A 21,224-nucleotide genomic window follows, 5' to 3' on the forward strand; every position below is an offset into this window, starting at 1 on the left:
CGGTGACGCGCCGCACATGGTGGCGCTTGAGCCCCGCGCGTGCGCGGCCGATAGTGAGCCGAGGGGAAAACAATGCTCAACCGACTGCTGCGCCGCCTGCAGGGACGCCCGACGCCTGCGCACGATGATGCGCGGCGCGGCGATGCCGTGGTCGCGACATCGGCGGAGGTCGACGATGCCTCGTGGGCGACCGACGGCACGGTGATTGCCGCCGACGAGCTCCGCGCGCGCGGCCTGCGCTGGCTTCTCGATGCACCCCACGGCGTCTCGGCCGACGGTGCCGCCTCGGCCCAGGCGCTCGCCTACCTCGAGGCGGTCGCGCAACGCCTCGACCCGCGCCGCCTGCCGCGCCTGCCGGCCCTCGTGCCGCAACTGCTCGCCGCGCTGCGCCGCGAGGACGTCGACGCGCAGTCGCTCGCCACGCTCCTCGCGCGTGATCCGACGCTCGCCGGCGACGTCATGCGCATCGCCAACAGCGCCTTCCATCGCCGTGCGACGCCGGCGACGGGGCTCGCGCAGGCGATCACGGTGCTCGGCGCCGACGGCCTGCGGCATGTCGTCTTCACCAGCGTGATGCGCCCGATCCTGCGGCCCGATGCACGATCGGCCATCGCGGCGCGCCTCTGGCAGTTGTCGGAGACGCGAACCTGGCTCTGTGCGCGGATCGCTCCGGGGCATCACGACGTCGCCGAGGCACAGCTCACCGCCGTGGTGGCCTCGACCGGCGCGGGCGCGCTGCTCAGCATGGTTCCCGCGGCTCTGCTGGTGCCCGCGGCCAGCGACCCGGCCTTCGTGCGCGGCTTCGACGGCATCGCGCGCGCGGTGACCGCGCATGCGGCCGTCCACTGGCAGCTGCCCGACGCGGTGCTGCAGGCGCTGCGCGAAGGCGACGGCGCGCGCGAAGGCCTCGCTGCGGTGCTGCGCACCGGCGACCTGCTCGCGATCGGCGCCGCGCTCGCGCGCGATGGACAGATCCTGCCCGACGAAACGCCCTACGGTATCGACGGCACGCTCGACACGGCGGCCGCGCAGCGCCGCCTGGTCGCCGCGTTCGCAGCCGAGCACGAAGCCGACGAGGTCGAATCCGCCGCCTGAGGCGCGCTCAGCCGAGCAGGCGCGCCAGCGCGGCCATGCGCACCGCGACGCCATTGGCGACCTGGCGAAGGATCAGCGACTGGGGACCGTCCGCGACCTCGTCGGTGATCTCCACCCCACGATTGATCGGGCCCGGATGCATGACGATCGCATCCGGCGCGGCGCGGCGCAGGCGCGTCGTGGTGAGTCCGTAGTCGGCGTGGTACTCGTCGAGCGAGCCGATCAACCCTTCTTCCATCCGCTCGCGCTGCAGGCGCAGCATCATCACCGCATCGACGTCTTCGAGCGCCTCGTCGAAGTCGTGCGTGACGCGGCAGCCGTCGAGCGTGCCGTCGTCGGGCAGCAGCGAGACTGGGCCGCAGACGCGGATCTCGCCGGTGCCGAGCGTCCGCAACGCGTGCAGGTCCGATCGTGCGACCCGCGAATGCTTCACGTCGCCCACGATCGCGACCTTGAGCCGCGAGAAGTCCGCACCCTTCGCCTGGCGCAGCGTGAGCATGTCGAGCAGGCCCTGCGTGGGATGAGCGCTGCGGCCGTCGCCTGCATTGAGCAGCGCCGTCCGCGGCAATGCGACGGCCGCGAGCGCGGCGACCGCGCCGTCGTCCTGGTGCCGCACCACGAACCCACGCACGCCCATCGCTTCGAGATTGCGCATCGTGTCGAGCGCCGTCTCGCCCTTGCGCGCCGACGAGGTCGAGACGTCGAAGTTCAGCACGTGCGCACCGAGCCGCTGCGCCGCCAGCTGGAAGCTCATGCGCGTGCGCGTGGAGGGCTCGAAGAACAGCGTGCACACCGCGATGCCGCGCAGGAGCCCGCTGTCGCCCGGCGTGTCGGCGAAGCGCTGGGCGAGGTCGAGCAGGTCGACGAGCTCCCGACGGGCCAGGCCGTCGAGGGTCAGCAGGTGCGGCATCGTGGGTTACCCGGGAAGGGAGGCGGTGAGGTCGGTGGCGTCCGCCGGCGCGGCGAGCCAGCGCTCGACGATCACCGCGGCGGCCATCGCATCGAGTACCTGCGCATCGCGACGGCGCTTGCCGCCCTGCTGGCGCTCCACCGCGAAGCGCTGCGCGGCCTCGACCGAGGAGGAGCGCTCGTCGACGAGCATCACCGGGCGCGCGAAGCGGCGCTGCAGCTCGGCCGCGAAGCCGCGCGCGCGGCGACGCGCGGGCTGGTCGCCGCCGTCGAGGGTCATCGGGTCGCCGACGATGAAGGCGTCCGGGCGCCATTCGCGGATGCAGCGGTCGATCGCGGGCCAGTCGGGACCGTTCGCATGCACGTCCACCACCGCGACCGGTCGCGCGCCGGTGCCGAACGCACTTCCGACCGCCACACCGATGCGTCGCGCGCCGACATCGAAGCCGAGGACGGTCGTCGCGCCGGTCATCAGGCGCGCCCCGTGTAGTCCGCGAGCCGCGCGAAGTCGACGCCGATGCGGCCCGCGGCCGCCTGCCAGCGCTCGTCGAGCGGCGTGTCGAAAAGAAGGTCGGGATCGGCCGGCGCGGTGAGCCAGCTGTTGTCGATGCTCAGTTCCTGCTCGAGCTGGCCCGCGCCCCAGCCGGCGCAGCCGAGCGCGACCACTGCATGCTCCGGCCCCTCGCCATTCGCCATCGCCTCGAGGATCTCGCGCGACGTGGTCAGCCAGAGGTCGTCGCCGATGGCGAGGGTGGAGTCCCAACGCGTTCCGCCATCGTGGATCACGAAGCCGCGCTCGCGATGTACCGGGCCGCCATTGAGCACCACCTGCGCGCGCAGCGCCTCGGTGCCGCCGTCATAGCCCATCTGGTTGAGCACTTCGCCCAGCGTGTACTCGGACGGGCGGTTGACCACGATGCCGAGCGCGCCGTCCTCGTCGTGCTGGCAGACCAGCGCTACGCTCTTCGAGAAGCTCGGCTCCGCGAGCGACGGCAGCGCGATCAGCAGCTGGTTCGCGAGCGGCGTGGGGCTGTCGGGCAGGGCCATGCAGCCATTGTGCCCCTGCCGCCGCACCGGAAGGAAGCCCGCCCCGGCCTGCGGCGCGCTAGCCGGAAACGACGAAGGCGCCCGTGTGGGCGCCTTCGTTGCCGGACGACCGGGGTGTCAGCGGATGTCCGCCATCCCCACCCCGTCCAGGCCCGCCGCGAGCGTGCGGGCATCACCGCCCTGCGCCAGCTTGATGCGCAGGCGCACCTCGTTCTGGCTGTCGGCATAGCGCAGCGCGTCCTCGTAGGAGATCTCGCCGGCCTGGTAGAGCTCGAACAGCGCCTGGTCGAAGGTCTTCATGCCCAGGTTGGTCGACTCCTTCATGACCTCCTTGAGCTTGTGGATCTCGCCGTCGCGGATGTAGTCCTGCACCAGCGGCGTGCCGAGCAGGATCTCCATCGCCACGCGGCGGCCCTTGCCGTCCGGCGTCGGAATCAGCTGCTGTGCGACCACGCCCTTGAGGTTGAGCGAAAGGTCCATCAGCAGCTGGTTGCGGCGGTCTTCCGGGAAGAAGTTGATGATGCGGTCCATCGCCTGGTTGGCGTTGTTGGCATGCAGCGTGCACAGCACGAGGTGGCCCGTCTCGGCGAAGGCGATCGCATGGTCCATGCCTTCGCGCGTGCGCACCTCGCCGATCATGATTACGTCGGGCGCCTGGCGCAGCGTGTTCTTGAGCGCGGCCTCCCAGCTGTCGGTGTCGATGCCGACCTCGCGCTGCGTGATGATGCAGCCCTCGTGCTTGTGCACGAACTCGATCGGGTCCTCGATCGTGATGATGTGCCCGCTCGAGTTCTTGTTGCGGTAGCCGATCATGGCGGCGAGCGAGGTCGACTTGCCGGTGCCGGTCGCGCCCACGAACATGATGATGCCGCGCTTGGTCATCGCGAGCGTCTTGATGATCGCCGGCAGCTGCAGCTCCTCCACCGTCGGGATCTTGCTCTCGATGCGGCGCAGGACCATGCCCACCTGGTTGCGCTGGAAGAAGCAGCTCACGCGGAAGCGACCGACGTTCGCCACGCCGATCGCGAAGTTGCACTCGTGCGTCTTCTCGAACTCCTCGCGCTGCGCCGGGCTCATCACGCTCAGCACGAGATCGCGCGACTGCTGCGGCGTGAGCGGGCTCTGCGTGATCGGCGAGATCTTGCCGTGGACCTTGATCGACGGCGGCATGCCCGCGGTGATGAACAGGTCCGAGGCGCGATGCTGCGCCATCAGCTTGAGGAACGACGAGAAGTCGATCGCGCCGGCGCCCGGCGGGGCGGCTGCGGCGGGGTTGGTACCGGGGGACATGTTCATCGGGATCTCCAGTCGTTGCGCGAGGGCGCATCCGGCGCCCTGCCACGCAGGCCTGCGGCGGCCGCGGGCTCAGTCGAACAGCTTCTTGTCCTTGGCGTACTCGCGGGCCTGCGCCTTCAGGATCATCCCGCGCTTGACGAGGTCCTGCAGGTGCTGGTCGAGCGTCATCATGCCGACCTGCTGGCCGGTCTGGATCGACGAGTACATCTGCGCGACCTTGTCCTCGCGGATCAGGTTCCGGATCGCGGGCGTGCCCAGCATGATTTCCCACGCCGCGGTGCGTCCGCCGCCCACCTTCTTCAGCAGCGCCTGCGAGATCACCGCGCGCAGCGACTCCGACAGCATCGAGCGCACCATCGGCTTCTCGCCGGCGGGGAACACGTCGATGATGCGGTCGACCGTCTTCGCCGCCGACGACGTATGCAGCGTGCCGAACACGAGGTGGCCGGTCTCGGCGGCGGTGAGTGCGAGGCGGATCGTCTCGAGGTCGCGCAGCTCGCCGACCAGGATGTAGTCCGGATCCTCGCGCAGCGCCGAGCGCAGCGCCTCGTTGAAGCCGTGCGTGTCGCGATGCACTTCGCGCTGGTTGATCAGGCACTTCTGCGAGGTGTGCACGAACTCGATCGGGTCTTCCACCGACAGGATGTGCGCGTACTCGCTCTTGTTGATGTGGTCGAGCATCGCCGCCAGCGTGGTCGACTTGCCCGAGCCGGTCGGGCCCGTGACCAGGATCAGGCCCTGCGGCTGCTGGATCACCTCGCGGAAGATCGGCGGGCAGCCGAGGTCCTCGAGCGTCAGCACTTCCGACGGAATCGTACGGAACACCGCCGCCGCACCGCGGTTCTGGTTGAAGGCGTTGACGCGGAAGCGTGCGAGGCCCGGGATCTCGAACGAGAAGTCGACCTCGAGGAATTCCTCGTAATCGCGGCGCTGCTTGTCCGACATGATGTCGTAGACGAGCGCGTGCACCTGCTTGTGCTCGAGCGCCGGGATGTTGATGCGGCGCACGTCGCCATCGACGCGGATCATCGGCGGAAGGCCCGCCGAGAGATGAAGGTCAGAAGCCTTGTTCTTGACCGAAAACGCCAGAAGCTCGGCGATATCCATATGTCGTCCCCACCCCCGTGGTGCAGCGATCGAACCCCGCGTGGCGCCCGCGACTTCTCGCGAACACCCCCCGGGGGCAGTATAGGCCCCCGCTCCGGCCGGTCCACCCGGCCCGCATTGAGGAATCCGACGTGCTCGCCGACGCCCTCCGCGAGGTTTCAGAAGCCCTTTATAGCGCGGCGGCCGCGGCGGGATGCGCGGTGCCGCGGCTGGTCGCCGTTTCGAAAGTCCAACCTGCGGCTGCGATCACGGAACTCATCGAAGCCGGCCAGCGCGACTTCGGCGAGAACTACGTGCAGGAGGCAGTCGCCAAGCGGCAGGCGCTGCGCGAACGGGGCCTGCCCGAACCGCCGGTGTGGCACCTGATCGGGCACCTGCAGTCGAACAAGGCCAAGGAGGCCGCCGAGCTCTTCGACTGGGTGCAGACCGTCGACCGACCTTCCATCGCGGTGGCGCTCGACCGCCATCGCCCCGCCGACCGGCCACCGCTGGACGTGCTGCTGCAGGTCGACATCGACGAGGAGCCGTCCAAGCACGGCTGCCGGCCGGACGAGCTGCCGGCACTCGCGGCGCAGGTGGCTGCGCTCCCGCGACTCTCGCTGCGCGGGCTCATGATCATCCCCGCGCCGCGTCCCGATCTCGAGGCCCGGCGCCCCGCCTTCCGGGCGGCGAAACAGCTGTTCGACGACCTGCGCGCCGGCTATCCGTCGATGGACACGCTCTCGATGGGCATGAGCGACGATCACCTGCTCGCCATCGGCGAGGGCTCGACAATGGTGCGAATCGGCAGCGCACTGTTCGGCGCGCGACCGCCGCGCGCATGACGCCGGCCCGCCTGCGGGGCGTCCTCCGCGCGTTCCGCCTCGCGGTCGCCGCCGCGCTGGCGGGCTTCGCACTGCTCGCCGCCGCGATCGTGGTCGCGGGCACGCGCTACGGCGACTGCGGGCCGAGCACGCTGCAGGCCTCGATCGAGGCATGCCGGCTCGGTGCGCGCCTGCTCGTGGTCGCGTACGCGGTGCTGTCGGTCGCCCTGGTGCTCGGCGCGACGAGCCTGTCCCTGCTCTGGCGCGACCGGCGCCGGCATCGCCGGCCCGGCGGATGAACGGCGGACGGGGCTGCCGGTATCCTCGCCACGTCCCGTACGGAGTTCGCACATGACCGATGCCCCCGCCCCCATCGCCTTCATCGGCGGCGGCAACATGGCGCGCAGCCTGATCGGCGGACTCGTCGCGCAGGGCACGCCCGCCGACACGATCCGCGTCGCCGAGCCCGTCGCGGGCCTGCGCGATGCCCTTGCCCACGACTTCGGGGTCCGCACGTTCGCGACCGCCGCCGAAGCGGCCACCGGCGCCGGCACGTGGCTGCTCGCGGTGAAGCCGCAGGTGATGCGAACGGTCTGCGGCGAGCTGGCCGATGCGGCATCCCGGCGCCCGCTGGTGGTGTCGATCGCGGCCGGCATCACCGCCGCGCAGCTCGACCGCTGGCTCGGCGGCGGCCACGCGGTGATCCGCGCGATGCCCAATACGCCGTCGCTGATCGGCGAAGGCGTGACCGGGCTGTACGCGACGCCCGCCGTGTCCGCGACGCAGCGCGAGGCGGCTGAAGGCCTGCTGCGCACCGGCGGCCCCACCGTCTGGATCGACGACGAGGCGCTGATGGACGCCGTCACCGCCGTGTCAGGCAGCGGGCCCGCCTACGTCTTCCTGCTCGCCGAGTCGATGCAGGCCGCGGCGATCCGCCAGGGCCTGCCGGCCGACACCGCGCGCCTGCTGGTGCAGCAGACGATCGCCGGCGCCGCCGCGATGCTCGTGCGCTCCGGCGAGCCGGCGGACGTCCTGCGCACGCGTGTGACGTCGCCGGGTGGCACCACGCAGGCCGCGGTCGAGTCATTCCAGGCCGACGGCCTCGAGGCGGTCGTCGACCGCGCGATCGACGCGGCGACGCGACGCGGCCGCGCGCTCTCCGCCGCAAACGACTGAGGCCCGCCATGCGCTCTGCCCTGCTCCTCGCCTGCCTGCTCACCCTCGCCGCCTGTGGCGGCGGTGCACCTCGGCCCGCCGAGCCCATGCCGCAGTCGCAGCAGGAGGCGTCCGTCCGCATCGGCGACGTCACCGCGCGCGCGAGCGTGATCGAGACCACCGCGCTCGACGAGGCCGTCGCCCGCGGCTACGGCATCGCGCGTTCCGACCGCACGGCGTTGCTGCTCGTGGCCCTGCGCCGGGGCGAGAACGGCGACGTCTCGGTGCCCGCCCGGGTCACCGCCACCGCGACCGACCTGCGCGGCAATGCGCAGCCCGTAACCCTGCGCGAGCTGCGCAGCGGAGACCTGCTCGACTACGTCGGCACGGTGGCGATCGACCCGCCGGACACGTTGCGCTTCGACGTGCGCGTCGTCGTGGACGGCGCGGCTTCGACGATGCGCTTCAGCCGGGAGCTGCACGCCCGCTGATGGGCGTCGTGCCGTGGCGCGGTCGAATGCGCCGTGATGCAAGCGCCGCGCGATGAGCGGCGCGCTCGTAGTGACGGCGGCTTCCGGGGCGGCGAGGATGGCCTAGCGCGTTTTCACGTCGCGCGCCTGGCAATGGACCGCACTGCGGCCCGCACCGTCCTCAGGCCCGACGCGCCGCCCAGCCGTGCACGATGCCGGCGATCGCCGCGATGCCGTCGGTCAGTGCTGCCGGCCCGGGCTGCAGGATCAGCGGCGATTTGATCTCGTGCAGCTCGCCGTCGCGCACGGCAGGCACGTCCTGCCAGCCGGCGCGCGCGGCGACGCGCTCGGGGCGAAACTTCTTGCCGCACCACGAGCCAATGATGATGTCGGGCGCGGCGTCGATGATCTCGCGGTGGTCGCCGATGATGCGGTTCTTCGCGAGCGGCTCCACCGCCCGCGCGGGCAGCAGGTCGATGCCGCCGGCGATGTCGATCAGCTCGGCGACCCAGCGGATGCCGGTGATGATCGGCTCGTCCCATTCCTCGAAATAGACCTTCGGCCGCACGGCCAGGCGCGCGGCGGCGTCGCGATGGGCGTCCAGGCCACGCTCGAGCTCGTCGGCATAGCGGCTGGCGCGGTCCGCGACGCCCACCAGCGCGCCGAGTCGACGCACGTAGTCGACGATGCCGTCGACGCTGCGGTGATTGCTGATCCAGACCTCGACGCCGTTGCGGATCAGCGCCGAAGCGATATCGGCCTGGATGTCGGAAAAACCGATCGCGAGGTCCGGCTTGAGCGCGAGGATCTCGTCGATCTTCGCGCTCGTGAAGGCGCTGACCTTGGGCTTCTCCTTGCGCGCACGCGCCGGCCTCACGGTGAATCCGCTGATGCCGACGATGCGGTCCTGCTCGCCGAGCGCGTAGAGCGTCTCGGTGGGCTCCTCGGTCAGGCAGACGATGCGACGCGGGCCGATCATGGCCTGCGTCACGGATACAGCATCCGCGTGGACCACTCGCCGGCGACGTCGCGCTCGAAGACGTGGCGCTCGTGCAGGCGGTACTGGCCGCCGTACCAGAACTCGATGCGCTCGGGGCGCAGCCGCAGGCCGGTCCAGCGCGGCGGACGCGGGATGTCGCGTCCGGCGAATTCGCGCTCGACCTGCTGCAGGCGGGCCTCGAAGGCCTCGACGGACTCGAGTGTCTCGGACTGCTTCGAGGCCCAGGCGCCGATCTGGCTGCCACGTGGGCGCGAGGCGAAGTAGGCGTCGGCTTCCTCGTCGGCGACGATCTCGACGTCGCCCTCGAGCCGGACCTGCACGCCGTGGCGCAGCCGCGGCCAGTGGAACAGCATCGACGCATGCGGCACGGCCTGCAGCTCGCGGCCCTTGCGGCCGTCGAGGTGCGTGTAGAACACGAAGCCGCGCGCATCGTGCGCCTTCAGCAGCACCATCCGAACCGACGGCCGCGCGTCGAGCCCGGCGGTGGCGAGTGCGAGCGCGGTGGGATCGGGCTCGCCGGCCTCCTGCGCCTGCGCGAACAGGAGGTCGAAGGTGTCGAGGGCCTGCCGGTAGTGCGGGTCGATGTCCATGCCCCTATTGTGCGGTGACGGATGCGTGCCTGCACGCGCTGCGGGTGTCGCGCCGCGACTGCGTGCGACCGGTCGCGGCGCGTGGGCCGGCAGGCGGGGCGAGCATTGCCGGAGATGCTCGAAGTCGATGCCGTGCGTCGTGGCATCACTCGAAATCGGCCCGCGCGCGTACCAGCAGGCGGCGCTGCAGGTGTCGCGACAGGACGCACCCGATTGGAGTTGCCATGTCTACACCGCGTTCTGCAGCGGCCTTCATGCCTGTGCGTATCGATGTTCCACAGGCGGAATCCCGCAGGCCCGCGGCGCAGCGAGGCCGGGCTCGTGCCCCACGCCCTACAATCGCTTCATGACGCCTCGCCCCCTCGTTCTCGTCGGCCCGACCGGCGCCGGCAAGACCACCGTCGGCGCGCTGCTCGCCGCGCGCCTCGGTCGGCCCTTCATCGACCTCGACGCGCGCATCGAGGCGGATGCGGGGCGCACGGTGGCTGCAATCTTCCACGAGGACGGCGAGGCGGTGTTCCGCGCGCGCGAGGCGGCGGCGCTCGCCGAGGCGCTCGCCTGCACCGGCGCGATCGTGGCCACCGGCGCGGGCGTCGTGCTCGACCCGGCGAACCGGACCTTGCTGCGCGGTGCGGCGTGTACGGCGCTGCTGCACGCAACGCCCGACGTGCAGCGTGGTCGGCTCGCGGCACACGACGACCGCCCGCTGCTCGCCGGCGACGATCGCGCGGCCATGCTCGCGGCCATGGCGGCGCGCCGCGATCCGCTCTACGCGGAGGTCGCCGACCTGCGCGTCGATACCGCCGGCCTGTCCGCGCAGGCCGTCACGGACCGCATCGCGGCGGCCCTGCCCCTCGCGATCGCGACCCCCATCGCGACGCCATCGCGCCTCGACGTCGACAGCCCACGCGGCCCGTACCCGATCCACGTCGGTGCCGGGCTGCTGCGCGACGGCGCCGCACTCCGGGAGGCGATCCGCGGGCGCCACGTGATGGTGGTGACGGATTCGAACGTGGCCCGCGTCGCCCTGCCCGTGGTGGAGGCGAGCCTGCGCCGCCTCCCGAGCGCATCGCTCGCCGTGCACGTGCTGCCGCCCGGCGAGGCCGAGAAGACGCTCGATCGCTGGCGCGAGGTGATCGACGCCCTCGCCGCACTCGGTGCGACGCGCGACGCGACGATCGTCGCCCTCGGCGGTGGCGTGGTCGGCGACCTTGCCGGCTTCGCCGCGGCGAGCTGGATGCGGGGCATCGACGTGGTCCAGGTGCCCACGACGTTGCTCGCGATGGTGGATTCGTCGGTGGGCGGCAAGACCGCCGTCGACCTGCCGGCGGGCAAGAATCTCGTCGGTGCATTCCATCCGCCTGCGGCCGTGATCGCCGACACCGCGAGCCTCGCGACCCTGCCACCGCGCGAGCTGCGGGCCGGGCTTGCCGAGGTGGTGAAGTACGGCGCGATCCTCGATGCCACGTTCCTCGACCACATCGAGGCGAACGCCGGTGCACTGCTGGCGGGGGAGCCGGATGCGATCGCGGGGGCGGTGCTGCGCTCCTGCCGCTTCAAGGCCGAGGTGGTCGCACGGGATCCCTTCGAGCGCGGCGACCGCGCGCTGCTCAACTTCGGCCACACCTTCGGCCACGCGATCGAGGCCGAGCAGGGCTACGCCGCCGCGGGCGACGGCCTGGTGCACGGCGAGGCGGTGGCGGTCGGCATGGTGCTGGCCGCTCGGCTGTCGGGGGCGCTCGGCCTCGCGCCGGTCGCGGACGCCACGCGGCTCGAGGCGCTGCTCCATCGGCTCGGGCTGCCCACGCGCGTGCCAGCGGGCCTCGCGCCTGAGGCCCTGCTCGCCCGCATGCGGCTCGACAAGAAGGCCGACGCTGCGGGCCTGCGCTTCGTGCTCTGGGACGGCGCGGGGCACGGACGGGTGGTGCGCGACGTCGACGAGGCGCGCGTGCTCGAGGTGCTCGGCGCGGGCTGACGACGGCCCGACAGGGCGACCCGCTACAATTCCGCGGATGCGACTGCTCCTGCAACAACGGCCGGAAGGCCGCGAAGCGCCGCGCTTCGTCCAGCTGATGCTGCAGCCCGACCTGCTCGGCGGGTGGACGCTCGTGCGCGAGACCGGCCAGATCGGCGGCCGCAGCACCGTCCGCCGCGAGCAGTACATGGACCAGCAGACCGCGCTCGACGCGCTGGAGAAGGCGCGCGACGCGCAGCTCAAGCGCGGCTTCCAGCTGATGTTCGCGGAGGGCGTGGGCGCGCGTTCATGACGTGCCTGTGGCACGTCATGCGCGCCGACGCGCCCGGCCATGGATGGCCGGGCAGGACGTTCCGAAGCCGATCGACCTCGCCATGGACGGCGGGCGTATACCTCCAGTAGCCGGCGTAGCGCGCTGCGTCACGACCGAATTCTCCGCAGCGCCGAGCCTGCGGCCCTACTCCGACTCTATCGAAGCGTCGCCCAGCAGACTCCGATGACCTACGCTCTCCTCCAGAACGACCGCTTCCTCCGCGCCCTGCGCCGCGAGCCCGTCGACCGCACGCCGGTCTGGCTGATGCGTCAGGCGGGCCGCTACCTGCCGGAGTACCGCGCCACCCGCAAGCGCGCCGGCAGCTTCCTGGCGATGGCGAAGAACCCGCAGATCGCCTGCGAAGTGACGCTGCAGCCGCTCGAGCGTTTCCCGCTCGACGCCGCGATCCTGTTCTCGGACATCCTGACCGTGCCGGATGCGATGGGCCTGGGCCTCTATTTCGTCGAGGGCGAGGGCCCGAAGTTCGAGCGCCCGGTGCGCACCGCGGCGGAGATCGCGAAGCTCGCGGTCCCGGACGTCGGTCGCGAACTGCGCTACGTGACCGATGCAGTCGCGCTGATCCGCCGCGAGCTGGGCGGCCGCGTGCCGCTGATCGGCTTTTCCGGCAGCCCCTGGACGCTCGCCTGCTACATGGTCGAGGGCGGCGGCAGCAAGGATTTCGCGCGCGTCAAGGCGCTCGCGCTCAACGACCCGCAGGCGATGCACCGCCTGCTCGAGGTCACCACGGACGCGGTGATCGCGTACCTGGATGCGCAGCGCCGTGCCGGCGCGCAGGCGATGCAGGTGTTCGATACCTGGGGCGGCGTGCTGTCGCCGGCGATGTACCGCGAGTTCTCGCTGCGCTACATGGCGCGCATCGCCGCCGAGCTGCCACGCGGCGACGGTGCGGACGCGGCGCCGCTGATCCTGTTCGGCAAGGGCAACGGCGCTTACCTCGAGGAGCTCGCGGCGACGGGTGCGGAAGGCGTCGGCGTCGACTGGACGGTCGACCTCGGCGATGCCGCGCGTCGCACCGCCGGGCGCGTCGCGCTGCAGGGCAATCTCGATCCGGTCACCCTGTACGCCTCGCCCGAGGCGATCCGCCGCGAGGCCGGGCGTGCGCTCGATGCCTACCGCGACGGCAACGGCGGCTCGCGCGAGGGCCACGTCTTCAACCTCGGCCACGGCATGTCGCCGGACATGAGTCCCGAGCATGTCGCCGCGCTGGTGGCCGCGGTACACGAGCTCAGCGCGCGATGAGGCGCCTCGCGGCGGCGCTGCTTGCGCTGCCCGTGTCCGCCGGCGCCGCGGTGCCTGCCGGCGATTACACGCACGACTTCACCGAACCCGCGAATGCCGTCGTGTGGTCCGTCATGCGCGGGGCCGGTGGCGTCGTCGTTCGCGACGCCTCCGGCACGCTCCATCGCGCGTCGGACATGGACGCCTCCGCGCGGATGGCACTCTGGACGCGGCTCGACTGGCCCGCCGATACCGTGCACGAGGCGCAGTGCATCCGCTGGTCGCAGGCGGCCGACCCCGACGCGTTGGCGCCGTGGTCGCACCTTTGTGAGGTACCCGCGGCAGCTCGTGCGCGCATCGCATGGATTGCCGGGCATGCGAGCGACAGCCTCTACTACGACGAGGCCCTGGGCGTGATGGAGATCCGGCGCATCCCGTGAGCGGCGTCCTCAGCGTCGCGCGTCGTCGACCGCGTCCGCCAGTGCGCGTGCGAGCAGCGCACCGGTGAGCGGCTTGCGCACGAAGGCATCGAAGCCGCTTTCCCGCGCGATCACCGGCGACTCCGCATCCGCGCGTGCCGTCACCGCGACCAGCGGCGCGGTGAAGCCACCCGCGCGCAACTGCCGCGCGAGGGTGAAGCCGTCGATGCCCGGCAGGTCGAGGTCGAGCAGCGCCGCGTCGAAGCGCTCCACCTGCACCTCCGCCAGCGCGGCGAGCGCGTGCGGCACGTGGTGCACGCGGTGCCCCTGCGCCTGCAGCAGGCCGATCACGACATCGGCCACGGTGGCATCGTCCTCGACGAGCAGCAGCGTCAGGCTGCGCGAGGGCGCCGGCTCGCGTGAGGGCGACGCAGGCACGGACGGCGCGGCGGCGGCAGGAAGCGGCAGGACGACGTGGAAGGTCGCGCCACGCCCGGGCGTGCTCTCCACGTCGATGTGCCCGCCCATCGCCTCGGCGAGCTCCTGGCTGATTGCGAGCCCGAGCCCGCTGCCGCCGTAGCGGGCCGCGGTGCGCGCGCCGTCGGCCTGCGAGAAGCGCTGGAAGAGGCGCGCCTGTTGCGCGGGGTCGAGACCGGGTCCGGTGTCCTCGACCGAGAAGCGCACGCTGCGACCGAAGCGCCGCGCATGGAGCGCGATGCGGCCCTCCTCGGTGAACTTCTGCGCATTGCCGAGCAGGTTGAGCAGGATCTGCCGCAGGCGGCTCGCGTCGCCGAGCACGTGGCGCGGCACGTCGTCGTCCACCTGCAGCACGAAGCCCAGCCCGCGGCGCTCGACGAGCGGGCCGGCGAGCGCGGCGACGTCGCGCAGCATCGCGTGCAGGTCGAACGGCTCGCTCGCGAGTTCCAGTCGCCCGGATTCGATGCGCGCGAGGTCGAGTGCGTCGTTGAGCAGGCGCAGCAGGTGCTCGCCCGCCTGCCGGATCGCCTCGACGTAGCCGCGCTGGCGCTGCACGAGTGGCGTGTCGAGCAGCAGCTCGGTCATGCCGAGCACGCCGGTCATCGGCGTGCGCACCTCGTGGCCGAACGTGGCGAGGAAGCGCGTCTTGGCGTCGGACGCCTCCTCGGCGAGGCGACGCTCCTGCTCCACGCGCTGCAGTGCGAGCCGTCGGCGCAGGCGCTGCCGGTATGCGAAGCCGAGGATCAGCGCGGCGCCCGCGAGCGCCATGGCCGCCGCCGCGATCGCCCAGCGGGTGCGCCACCACGGCGGCTGCACCTCGAACACCACCTCGCGCGGCGCGGACCAGACGTGGTCCGCGGTGCGGCCGACCACCTGCAGCCGGTAGCGACCCGTGGGCAGCTGCGAGAAGACGCGCTCGCCGCCCGGACCGATCGGCACCCAGCCGCGGTCGAAGCCGACGAGGCGCGTGCGGTACTCGTGCGTGGAGGCGTCGCTGAACGACATCAGCCGCGCCCGCATGCGCAGGTCGCGATCGTCGTGCGCCAGCGTGAACCGCCGCGACGCCGGCAGCGTCAGCAGGCGCGTGCCGCGGCGCACGTCGAGCGATTCGATGACGAGCTCCGGGCGCTCGCCGCTCGGACGCACCACCGCGGGGTCGAACACCACGAGGCCCTCCGACGTGCCGACGAGGATGCGTCCGTCGCTCGGGCGCGCGACCGGCGGATCGCTGAACTCCTGGCTCGGCAGGCCGTCGCGCACGCCGTAGATGCGGCTGCGCCCCTGCGCGGGATCGAGACGTACCAGCCCGCGCACGGTAGTGACCCAGGCGATGCCGCGCGAATCGACGGTGAGGCCCGTCGGCGCGACGCGCGGGAAGCCCGCATCGCGTCCGTAGGCGCCGAGCCGGCGCAATCGGCCCGCGTCCGGCCGGTAGCGCTCCACCGCGGCGAAGCGCGCGAGCCAGAGGTCGCCACGCTCGTCCATCGCGATGTCGTGGACCGCCGCCGCGCCCGGGCCACGCACCGGCGCGAAGCGCGCGGCCTCCGGTGACCAGGCGTACAGCCCGCGCGATGTCGCCGCCCAGATGCGGCCGCCGGGGGTGCGGCGCAGGCGATGAACGAGACTGCCGGCGGGCAGGCCATGGCGATCGCCCGGAACCATCGCGCGCAGCACCCGGCCGCTGCCGTCGCGGACCTGCAGGCCGCCCTCGCCCGCGAGCCAGACCGCACCGTCGTCCGCCTGCAGCAGGCTCACCGTCTCGCCGGCCAGCGCAGCGTCTGCGCCGTCGCGGCCCCAGCGCCGCACCTCGCGGTTGCGCGGATCGACGCGTGCCATGCCGTCGGGAAACGTCACCCAGACACGCCCCTCGCGATCCTCCAGCACCGAGACGAGCACGAAACCGTCGCCGACATCGTTGACCACGTGCTCCACGGCGCCGGTCTCGCTGTCGAAGCGGTCGAGCACGCCGCCGCTGCCGACCAGCCAGACGGAGCCGTCGGACGACGGCGCGATGCCGCGCACCTGCGCGTTCGCGAGCGTGGATGCATCGCCGAGCGTGCGCGCGAGCACCGAAAACTGGCGCCAGCGCGTGGGCAGGTACCACAGGCCGCTGGTATTGCTGGCAAACCACAGGCCGCCGTCGCGGTCCTCGTGCGCGTCCACCCACGAGGGGCGCACGAGCCCGCGCGACGTCGCGCTGTACAGCGGCACCGTACCCACGCGGCCCTCGTTGTCGACGCCGAGGCCTTCGGGAATGTCGAACCAGAAGCTGCCGAAACGATCGCGCAGCAGGACGTGCAGCACATCGCGACCGCTCTGCGCCCACGGTGTGGCGGAGGTGCGGCCGTCCGGTCGACGCACCGCCACGCCGCGCGCCGTGCCGATCCACAGCGTGCCGTCGCGCTCGCTGCTCAGGCCGTTGATGACCGGCGACGGGGTGGCCGCGGGTGGCAGGCGCTCGATGCCGCGCGGGGTCCAGCGCGCCACGCCATTGACGGTGCCGACCCAGACACTGCCGTCGCGCGTGATCTCGATCTGGCGGATGCCGGCATCGGGCAGGCTGCGGGGGTCGCCCGCGACGGGCATGTAGCGGGTGACGCGACCGTCGCGCAGGCGATGCAGGCCCGCATCGGCGGTGCCGAACCAGACATCGCCGGCCGCGTCGCTCGCGATCGACCAGACCTCGACGCCTCCCACGCCCGGCGTGCGGCGGTCGTAGTGGGTGAACCGCGTGCGCGAGGCGTCGAGCATCGCCAGGCCGGCCGAGCGCGTGCCGACCCAAACCCGGTCGCGTGCGTCGACGTGAACCGACCACACGAAGTTGTCGCGCAGGCCCTGCTCGATCCGCCAGATCCGGAAGCCGACGCCGTCGAAACGCGCCAGGCCATCGCTCGTGGCGATCCACAGGTAGCCCTGGCGGTCCTCGGCGAGCGCATTGATGCGGTTCGAGGGCAGGCCGTCGGCCACGGTGAACTGCCGCGGGCGCGGCGTCTCCGGCAGGCCGGCGCGCGCGGGCCCGGCGCACAGCGCCGCCATGGCGATCAGGCACGCGGCGAACCAGGCGCGCATCGGAATCCCTCCCCCGGGGCCGACAAGGCTCCCCGATCGGCGGCCACGCGGCAACAGCCCGTTGCAGCCGCAGGACCGCGCTCACCTGCCGCGTGCCTAGAATCGGTCCACCCCGCCGGGAGCCGCCATGCGCGCCGCCGCCGTCCTGCTGCTGATCGCCCCGTTCGCCGCGCCCGCGGCGGAGCCCGAAGACTTCGCGATCGACCCGGTGCATACGCGGGTGATGGTCGCGGTCGGGCACGCCGACTTCTCGCGCGCACTCGGCACGGTGTCCGGCGCGACGGGCCGCGTTCGCTTTTCAGAAGGTTGGGCCGGTGCGCAGGTCGACGTGACGATCCCGCTCGCTCGCCTCGACTTCGGCGATGCGAAGTGGAACGCGGCGGTGCAGGGCCTGCTCGGCACCGCGAAGCATCCGGAGGCACGCTTCACGTCGGACCGGGTGACCGCGCGCGACGCCACCCATGCCGAGGTGTGCGGCACGCTTCGGCTCCGCGATGTCGCCAGACCACTGTGCATGGAGGTGACGTTCAACGCGCTGAAACGGCATCCGCTGCCGCCGTTCCGCCGCACCGCCGGGTTCTCGGCGACCGCGCACCTCGATCGCACGGCGTTCGGCGTCGACCAGTGGGCGACGGTGATCGGTCGCGACGTCGAGATCCGCATCGAGATCGAAGCCACGCGCACGCGCAGCGGTGCGTCCACTTCCCCGGAGACGAAGCATGAATGACCCGATGCCGCCGCGCCCCGAGCGCTGGGGCGCCGTGAGCCAGCTGTTCCACTGGGTCAGCGCGCTGCTGATCGTGGCGCTCGGCGCGCTCGGCCTGTACATGACCGAGATCGACAGCCCGGTCGAGCGGATCCGCTTCTACGCGCTGCACAAGTCGCTCGGCATCACGCTGCTCGCGCTCGTGTTGCTGCGGCTTGCATGGCGCTTCGCACGCCGCGCAAGCGCGCCGGGCCCGATCGCAGGCGTCGCGCCGTGGATGCACCGCGCCGCCGGCACGGGCCACACGCTGCTCTACGCCATGATGATCGCGATGCCGCTCACCGGCTGGCTGCTCAACTCCGCGTCGGGCTATCCGCTGCAATGGTTCGGCCGGTTCAACCTGCCCGCGATCGCGGGCAAGGACCACGACCTCCACGAGCTCGCCGAAGCGCTGCACGAGGTCGGTTTCTGGATCCTCGTGGCGCTTGTCGCCGGCCACGTGCTCGCGGCCCTCTACCACCACGTCTTCCTCGGCGACGGCACGCTGCACCGCATGCTGCCGTGGCGCCGCCGCCCTTCTTCCGGAGATCCGTCATGACCCTACAGCGGCTGCTGCTCGCACCGCTCCTGCTCGCCACGACCTTCGGCGCGCACGCTGCCGATTACCTGCAGGCTGCAGGCTCGACGCTCACGTTCACCGCGCGGTACCAGGGCGAAGCATTCACGGGGCGATTCCCGACCTTCGCCACGCGGCTGAGCTTCGACCCCGCGAAGCTCGCCCAGTCGCGCCTGGACGTCACGATCCCGCTTGCGGGCGCCACCACCGCGGACGGCGAGCGCGACAGCTACCTGCGCGGCGCCGACTTCTTCAATGTCGCGAAGTTTCCGCAGGCGCGCTTCGTCGCCACGAAGTTCCGCGCGCTGGGCGGTGGCCGCTACGTCGCCGACGGCCAGCTGAGCCTGCGCGGCGCCACCCGCCCGGTCACGCTCGTCTTCAGCTGGACGCCCGGCGCGCGTCCGGTGCTCGCCGGCCAGGCGAAGATCAAGCGCCTGGACTTCGGTGTCGGCGGCGGCGAATGGGTCGACACCGATCTGATCGCGAACGAAGTGGCGATCGCGACGCGCGTGGTGCTGGCACCTGCGAAGTAGGCGCGGTCGACGCGACGCAGGTCGCACGGCATCATCGCTGGACACCTGATGGAGCGACGACATGGACGTGCGCCGCGGCGCTGACGCACCGCACGGATTTCACACCGCGAGACGCCCGCCCGATGCGCGCGCGGCGCGGCGCCGCCGCCCTGGTGCCGCTGCCGTGTCGGCGCTCTTGCTCGCGCTGCTGCCGGGCGTGTCGCTCGGCGCCGAGCCCCGCATGCCGACGCCCGGCGGTGCGGTACTCCCCGCCGCGATGCACGGCACGTGGTTCGCGGATGACGCCGACGGTCGCCGCGCCTGCGGCCTTCACCTCCGGACACGCGGCGCGCCGACGGACGACGAATGGCTGCACCTCGTCGGGGCGATCGTGATCGCGCCCAAGCGGGTGCACCACGTGTCGGACCATGGCGAGGGCAACTTCTACGACGTGCTGCAGGTGCTGCCGCGCACGGACGGTACGTGGCGCCTGCGGAGCCGGCTCGGCATCGATACGTATGGCGACACGGATGCCGAGATCGTCGAGTCGGAACTGCGTCTTACCGCGCGCCGCCTGCACTGGCGCGACGCCGGTGAAACGGCCGATACGAGGCGCGCGCCGTTCTTCCGCTGTTCGACGTCGCTGCCGTCCGGCTACGACGCGTGGACTGCGGCCCTGCGCCAGGCCCGTACACCGGCCGTGTTGAACGGCCAGTCGAGCTCACGCCCGGTCGCCTCGTCGCGCAGCACCGGCACGCGCACGCCATAGGCGGCCTCGAGCGTGTCGTCCCCGTCGATGAAGACGCTCTCGAAGTCGGGGAATGCGGCGTCGGCGAGCACCTGAAGGGCGAGGTCGCAGAGATGGCAGTCGTCGCGCTGGAACAACATGAACCGGGTCATCGGGATGCGCTGCAGTACGGAAATGGGCCGGGCGGTACGGACGTAGAATAGCCGGCCTCCCCTTTTTCGCCTGCGCCGGAGCCACGGTGGCCGTCAGCACGTTCGACCTGTTCAAGATCGGCATCGGCCCGAGCTCCTCGCACACGGTGGGCCCGATGCGTGCCGCCGCGCGTTTCGTCGAGCGCTGGCTGGTCGAGAACGGCGACCTCGCGCGCACCGCACGCCTGCGCGCGGAAGTGTTCGGCTCGCTCGCACTCACGGGTCGCGGCCACGGCACGGACAAGGCCGTGCTGATGGGCCTGGAAGGCCATTGGCCGAACCGGATCGACCCGGACATCATCCCGCCCGCGCTCGAGCGCATCCGCGCGACCAAGCGGATCCGCCTGCACGGCCTGCACGAGATCGGCTTCGACGAGAAGCACGACCTCATCATGAACAAGCGCCAGAAGCTGCCGTTCCACACCAACGGCATGCGCTTCACGGCGTACGACGCGCACGGTGAGGTCATCGCCACGCGCGACTACTACTCCGTCGGCGGCGGCTTCGTGGTCAACCAGGACGAGGCCGCCGAGGACCGCATCGTCGCAGACGAAACCGAGCTGCCGTATCCGTTCCTCACCGGCGATGCGCTGCTGGCGCAGTGCGAGCGCACGGGCCTGTCGATCGCCGCGCTCATGTTCGCCAACGAGCAGGTCTGGCGCAGCGCGCCGGAGATCGAGGCGGGGCTCGACGAGATCTGGGCCGCGATGCAGGCCTGCGTGGCACGCGGCATCCGCGAGGCGGGCACGCTGCCCGGTGGCCTGCACGTCGCACGGCGCGCGCCGGCCCTGCATGCGGAGCTGTCCGGCAAGCCCGAGGCCGCGATGCGCGATCCCCTCACCACGCTCGACTGGGTGAACCTCTACGCGTTGGCGGTGAACGAGGAGAACGCCGCGGGCGGACGCGTGGTGACGGCGCCCACGAACGGCGCGGCCGGCATCATCCCCTCGGTGCTGCACTACTACGACCGCTTCATCCCCGGCGCGACCATCGAGGGCATCCGCACGTTCCTGCTCACCGCGGCAGCCGTCGGCATCCTCTACAAGGAGAACGCCTCGATCTCCGGCGCCGAGGTCGGCTGCCAGGGCGAGGTCGGCGTGGCCTGTTCGATGGCCGCCGCAGGCCTGACCGCCGCGATCGGCGGCACCCCGGGCCAGGTCGAGAACGCTGCCGAGATCGGCATGGAGCACAACCTCGGCCTGACCTGCGACCCGATCGGCGGCCTGGTGCAGATCCCCTGCATCGAGCGCAATGCGATGGGCGCGGTGAAGGCCATCAACGCCAGCCGCATGGCGATGCGGGGCGACGGCAAGCACAAGGTCTCGCTCGACAAGGTCATCAAGACCATGCGCGACACGGGCCGCGACATGCAGGACAAGTACAAGGAAACCAGCCGCGGCGGGCTCGCGGTGAACGTCATCGAGTGCTGAAAACGCGACGCGCGTCGCTCAGGTTCCGCGGCACGGGCCGTTAAACGGTACGAGGAC

The 21,224-nt window shown here is 71.9% G+C and carries 23 protein-coding genes and 1 pseudogene; 15 read left to right on the forward strand and 9 right to left on the reverse strand.

What is annotated here, in order from left to right:
- The first annotated feature begins 72 nt into the window (after positions 1 to 72).
- A complete protein-coding gene (locus tag ACYVJJ_RS13950) occupies positions 73 to 1,095 on the forward strand; it encodes an HDOD domain-containing protein (protein ID WP_460834451.1) in 1,023 nt (340 codons plus the stop codon).
- A 7-nt stretch (positions 1,096 to 1,102) separates the two neighbouring features.
- Here ACYVJJ_RS13950 and ACYVJJ_RS13955 read toward each other — a convergent pair whose 3' ends face one another.
- From ACYVJJ_RS13955 to ACYVJJ_RS13975, 5 genes are all read right to left on the reverse strand, one after another.
- Positions 1,103 to 2,005 (reverse strand): aspartate carbamoyltransferase catalytic subunit, encoded by a 903-nt coding sequence (locus tag ACYVJJ_RS13955; protein WP_460834452.1) that lies wholly within the window; start codon positions 2,003 to 2,005, stop codon positions 1,103 to 1,105.
- 6 nt (positions 2,006 to 2,011) lie between these two features.
- Positions 2,012 to 2,476, reverse strand: a complete 465-nt coding sequence (gene ruvX / locus ACYVJJ_RS13960) for a Holliday junction resolvase RuvX (protein ID WP_460834454.1) — start codon at positions 2,474 to 2,476, stop codon at positions 2,012 to 2,014.
- A complete protein-coding gene (locus ACYVJJ_RS13965) occupies positions 2,476 to 3,051 on the reverse strand; it encodes a YqgE/AlgH family protein (RefSeq protein WP_460834455.1) in 576 nt (191 codons plus the stop codon). The genes ruvX and ACYVJJ_RS13965 overlap by 1 nt, the downstream gene beginning before the upstream one ends.
- A gap of 117 nt (positions 3,052 to 3,168) precedes the next feature.
- A complete protein-coding gene (locus ACYVJJ_RS13970) occupies positions 3,169 to 4,341 on the reverse strand; it encodes a PilT/PilU family type 4a pilus ATPase (protein WP_460834703.1) in 1,173 nt (390 codons plus the stop codon).
- A gap of 75 nt (positions 4,342 to 4,416) precedes the next feature.
- Positions 4,417 to 5,454: a type IV pilus twitching motility protein PilT gene (locus ACYVJJ_RS13975; RefSeq protein ID WP_460834457.1), complete on the reverse strand. Its 1,038-nt coding sequence runs from the start codon at positions 5,452 to 5,454 to the stop codon at positions 4,417 to 4,419.
- 131 nt (positions 5,455 to 5,585) lie between these two features.
- Here ACYVJJ_RS13975 and ACYVJJ_RS13980 point away from each other — a divergent pair, with 131 nt between their 5' ends.
- Genes ACYVJJ_RS13980 through ACYVJJ_RS13995 form a run of 4 tightly spaced genes read left to right on the forward strand, consistent with a single transcriptional unit; the run spans position 5,586 to position 7,903 of the window.
- Positions 5,586 to 6,278, forward strand: a complete 693-nt coding sequence (locus ACYVJJ_RS13980; RefSeq protein WP_460834458.1) for a YggS family pyridoxal phosphate-dependent enzyme — start codon at positions 5,586 to 5,588, stop codon at positions 6,276 to 6,278.
- Entirely contained in the window at positions 6,275 to 6,556 is a 282-nt protein-coding gene (locus tag ACYVJJ_RS13985; RefSeq protein ID WP_460834460.1) for a hypothetical protein, read from the forward strand. The genes ACYVJJ_RS13980 and ACYVJJ_RS13985 overlap by 4 nt, the downstream gene beginning before the upstream one ends.
- A gap of 52 nt (positions 6,557 to 6,608) precedes the next feature.
- Positions 6,609 to 7,433, forward strand: coding sequence for a pyrroline-5-carboxylate reductase (proC, locus tag ACYVJJ_RS13990; protein WP_460834461.1), 825 nt, complete (start codon positions 6,609 to 6,611; stop codon positions 7,431 to 7,433).
- 8 nt (positions 7,434 to 7,441) lie between these two features.
- Positions 7,442 to 7,903 carry a DUF4426 domain-containing protein gene (locus ACYVJJ_RS13995; protein WP_460834463.1) on the forward strand — a complete coding sequence of 154 codons (462 nt, stop codon included), beginning with the start codon at positions 7,442 to 7,444 and terminating at the stop codon, positions 7,901 to 7,903.
- Between the two features lie 160 nt (positions 7,904 to 8,063).
- Here the strand turns inward: ACYVJJ_RS13995 and ACYVJJ_RS14000 are convergent, their stop codons facing one another.
- Complete coding sequence (locus tag ACYVJJ_RS14000) at positions 8,064 to 8,861, reverse strand: ABC transporter substrate-binding protein (RefSeq protein WP_460834705.1); 798 nt, start codon at positions 8,859 to 8,861, stop codon at positions 8,064 to 8,066.
- An 8-nt stretch (positions 8,862 to 8,869) separates the two neighbouring features.
- A complete protein-coding gene (gene pdxH, locus ACYVJJ_RS14005; RefSeq protein ID WP_460834464.1) occupies positions 8,870 to 9,472 on the reverse strand; it encodes a pyridoxamine 5'-phosphate oxidase in 603 nt (200 codons plus the stop codon).
- Positions 9,473 to 9,818: 346 nt separating this feature from the next.
- Here pdxH and ACYVJJ_RS14010 point away from each other — a divergent pair.
- The 5 genes and pseudogenes from ACYVJJ_RS14010 to ACYVJJ_RS14030 all read left to right on the forward strand — a co-directional run.
- Positions 9,819 to 10,307: pseudogene (locus ACYVJJ_RS14010) on the forward strand (shikimate kinase); the annotation flags it as partial.
- Between the two features lie 36 nt (positions 10,308 to 10,343).
- On the forward strand, positions 10,344 to 11,447 hold the full coding sequence (aroB, locus tag ACYVJJ_RS14015; protein ID WP_460834706.1) for a 3-dehydroquinate synthase: 1,104 nt from the start codon (positions 10,344 to 10,346) through the stop codon (positions 11,445 to 11,447).
- Positions 11,448 to 11,484: 37 nt separating this feature from the next.
- Entirely contained in the window at positions 11,485 to 11,739 is a 255-nt protein-coding gene (locus tag ACYVJJ_RS14020) for a WGR domain-containing protein (RefSeq protein ID WP_460834465.1), read from the forward strand.
- Positions 11,740 to 11,943: 204 nt separating this feature from the next.
- Positions 11,944 to 13,020, forward strand: a complete 1,077-nt coding sequence (gene hemE / locus ACYVJJ_RS14025) for a uroporphyrinogen decarboxylase (protein WP_460834466.1) — start codon at positions 11,944 to 11,946, stop codon at positions 13,018 to 13,020.
- Positions 13,017 to 13,439 (forward strand): hypothetical protein, encoded by a 423-nt coding sequence (locus ACYVJJ_RS14030; protein WP_460834468.1) that lies wholly within the window; start codon positions 13,017 to 13,019, stop codon positions 13,437 to 13,439. The genes hemE and ACYVJJ_RS14030 overlap by 4 nt, the downstream gene beginning before the upstream one ends.
- A 9-nt stretch (positions 13,440 to 13,448) precedes the next feature.
- Here the strand turns inward: ACYVJJ_RS14030 and ACYVJJ_RS14035 are convergent, their stop codons facing one another.
- Complete coding sequence (locus ACYVJJ_RS14035) at positions 13,449 to 16,964, reverse strand: hybrid sensor histidine kinase/response regulator (protein ID WP_460834469.1); 3,516 nt, start codon at positions 16,962 to 16,964, stop codon at positions 13,449 to 13,451.
- 127 nt (positions 16,965 to 17,091) lie between these two features.
- Here ACYVJJ_RS14035 and ACYVJJ_RS14040 point away from each other — a divergent pair, with 127 nt between their 5' ends.
- The 4 genes from ACYVJJ_RS14040 (at position 17,092) to ACYVJJ_RS14055 (ending at position 19,567) form a co-directional block, all read left to right on the forward strand.
- Positions 17,092 to 17,691, forward strand: a complete 600-nt coding sequence (locus ACYVJJ_RS14040; RefSeq protein ID WP_460834471.1) for a YceI family protein — start codon at positions 17,092 to 17,094, stop codon at positions 17,689 to 17,691.
- Positions 17,684 to 18,268, forward strand: a complete 585-nt coding sequence (locus tag ACYVJJ_RS14045; RefSeq protein WP_460834473.1) for a cytochrome b — start codon at positions 17,684 to 17,686, stop codon at positions 18,266 to 18,268. The genes ACYVJJ_RS14040 and ACYVJJ_RS14045 overlap by 8 nt, the downstream gene beginning before the upstream one ends.
- A complete protein-coding gene (locus tag ACYVJJ_RS14050; protein ID WP_460834475.1) occupies positions 18,265 to 18,819 on the forward strand; it encodes a YceI family protein in 555 nt (184 codons plus the stop codon). Before ACYVJJ_RS14045 ends, ACYVJJ_RS14050 begins: the two co-directional genes overlap by 4 nt.
- 163 nt (positions 18,820 to 18,982) lie before the next feature.
- Positions 18,983 to 19,567, forward strand: a complete 585-nt coding sequence (locus ACYVJJ_RS14055) for a hypothetical protein (protein ID WP_460834477.1) — start codon at positions 18,983 to 18,985, stop codon at positions 19,565 to 19,567.
- On the opposite strand, the gene ACYVJJ_RS14060 is transcribed toward ACYVJJ_RS14055, so the two are convergent.
- Positions 19,453 to 19,704, reverse strand: coding sequence for a glutaredoxin family protein (locus ACYVJJ_RS14060; protein ID WP_460834708.1), 252 nt, complete (start codon positions 19,702 to 19,704; stop codon positions 19,453 to 19,455). The genes ACYVJJ_RS14055 and ACYVJJ_RS14060 overlap by 115 nt on opposite strands.
- An 80-nt stretch (positions 19,705 to 19,784) precedes the next feature.
- Here ACYVJJ_RS14060 and ACYVJJ_RS14065 point away from each other — a divergent pair, with 80 nt between their 5' ends.
- Complete coding sequence (locus tag ACYVJJ_RS14065) at positions 19,785 to 21,167, forward strand: L-serine ammonia-lyase (protein ID WP_460834479.1); 1,383 nt, start codon at positions 19,785 to 19,787, stop codon at positions 21,165 to 21,167.
- Positions 21,168 to 21,224 lie beyond the last annotated feature (57 nt).

This window comes from Lysobacter humi (ex Lee et al. 2017) (assembly GCF_054781815.1).

Bases quoted from the DNA above. Each gene is read 5' to 3' on its own strand.
- ACYVJJ_RS13950 (WP_460834451.1), top strand. From the start codon at position 73: ATGCTCAACCGACTGCTGCGCCGCCTGCAGGGACGCCCGACGCCTGCG.
- ACYVJJ_RS13955 (WP_460834452.1), bottom strand. From the start codon at position 2,005: ATGCCGCACCTGCTGACCCTCGACGGCCTGGCCCGTCGGGAGCTCGTC.
- ruvX (WP_460834454.1), bottom strand. From the start codon at position 2,476: ATGACCGGCGCGACGACCGTCCTCGGCTTCGATGTCGGCGCGCGACGC.
- ACYVJJ_RS13965 (WP_460834455.1), bottom strand. From the start codon at position 3,051: ATGGCCCTGCCCGACAGCCCCACGCCGCTCGCGAACCAGCTGCTGATC.
- ACYVJJ_RS13970 (WP_460834703.1), bottom strand. From the start codon at position 4,341: ATGTCCCCCGGTACCAACCCCGCCGCAGCCGCCCCGCCGGGCGCCGGC.
- ACYVJJ_RS13975 (WP_460834457.1), bottom strand. From the start codon at position 5,454: ATGGATATCGCCGAGCTTCTGGCGTTTTCGGTCAAGAACAAGGCTTCT.
- ACYVJJ_RS13985 (WP_460834460.1), top strand. From the start codon at position 6,275: ATGACGCCGGCCCGCCTGCGGGGCGTCCTCCGCGCGTTCCGCCTCGCG.
- proC (WP_460834461.1), top strand. From the start codon at position 6,609: ATGACCGATGCCCCCGCCCCCATCGCCTTCATCGGCGGCGGCAACATG.
- ACYVJJ_RS13995 (WP_460834463.1), top strand. From the start codon at position 7,442: ATGCGCTCTGCCCTGCTCCTCGCCTGCCTGCTCACCCTCGCCGCCTGT.
- ACYVJJ_RS14000 (WP_460834705.1), bottom strand. From the start codon at position 8,861: ATGATCGGCCCGCGTCGCATCGTCTGCCTGACCGAGGAGCCCACCGAG.
- pdxH (WP_460834464.1), bottom strand. From the start codon at position 9,472: ATGGACATCGACCCGCACTACCGGCAGGCCCTCGACACCTTCGACCTC.
- ACYVJJ_RS14020 (WP_460834465.1), top strand. From the start codon at position 11,485: ATGCGACTGCTCCTGCAACAACGGCCGGAAGGCCGCGAAGCGCCGCGC.
- hemE (WP_460834466.1), top strand. From the start codon at position 11,944: ATGACCTACGCTCTCCTCCAGAACGACCGCTTCCTCCGCGCCCTGCGC.
- ACYVJJ_RS14030 (WP_460834468.1), top strand. From the start codon at position 13,017: ATGAGGCGCCTCGCGGCGGCGCTGCTTGCGCTGCCCGTGTCCGCCGGC.
- ACYVJJ_RS14035 (WP_460834469.1), bottom strand. From the start codon at position 16,964: ATGCGCGCCTGGTTCGCCGCGTGCCTGATCGCCATGGCGGCGCTGTGC.
- ACYVJJ_RS14040 (WP_460834471.1), top strand. From the start codon at position 17,092: ATGCGCGCCGCCGCCGTCCTGCTGCTGATCGCCCCGTTCGCCGCGCCC.
- ACYVJJ_RS14045 (WP_460834473.1), top strand. From the start codon at position 17,684: ATGAATGACCCGATGCCGCCGCGCCCCGAGCGCTGGGGCGCCGTGAGC.
- ACYVJJ_RS14050 (WP_460834475.1), top strand. From the start codon at position 18,265: ATGACCCTACAGCGGCTGCTGCTCGCACCGCTCCTGCTCGCCACGACC.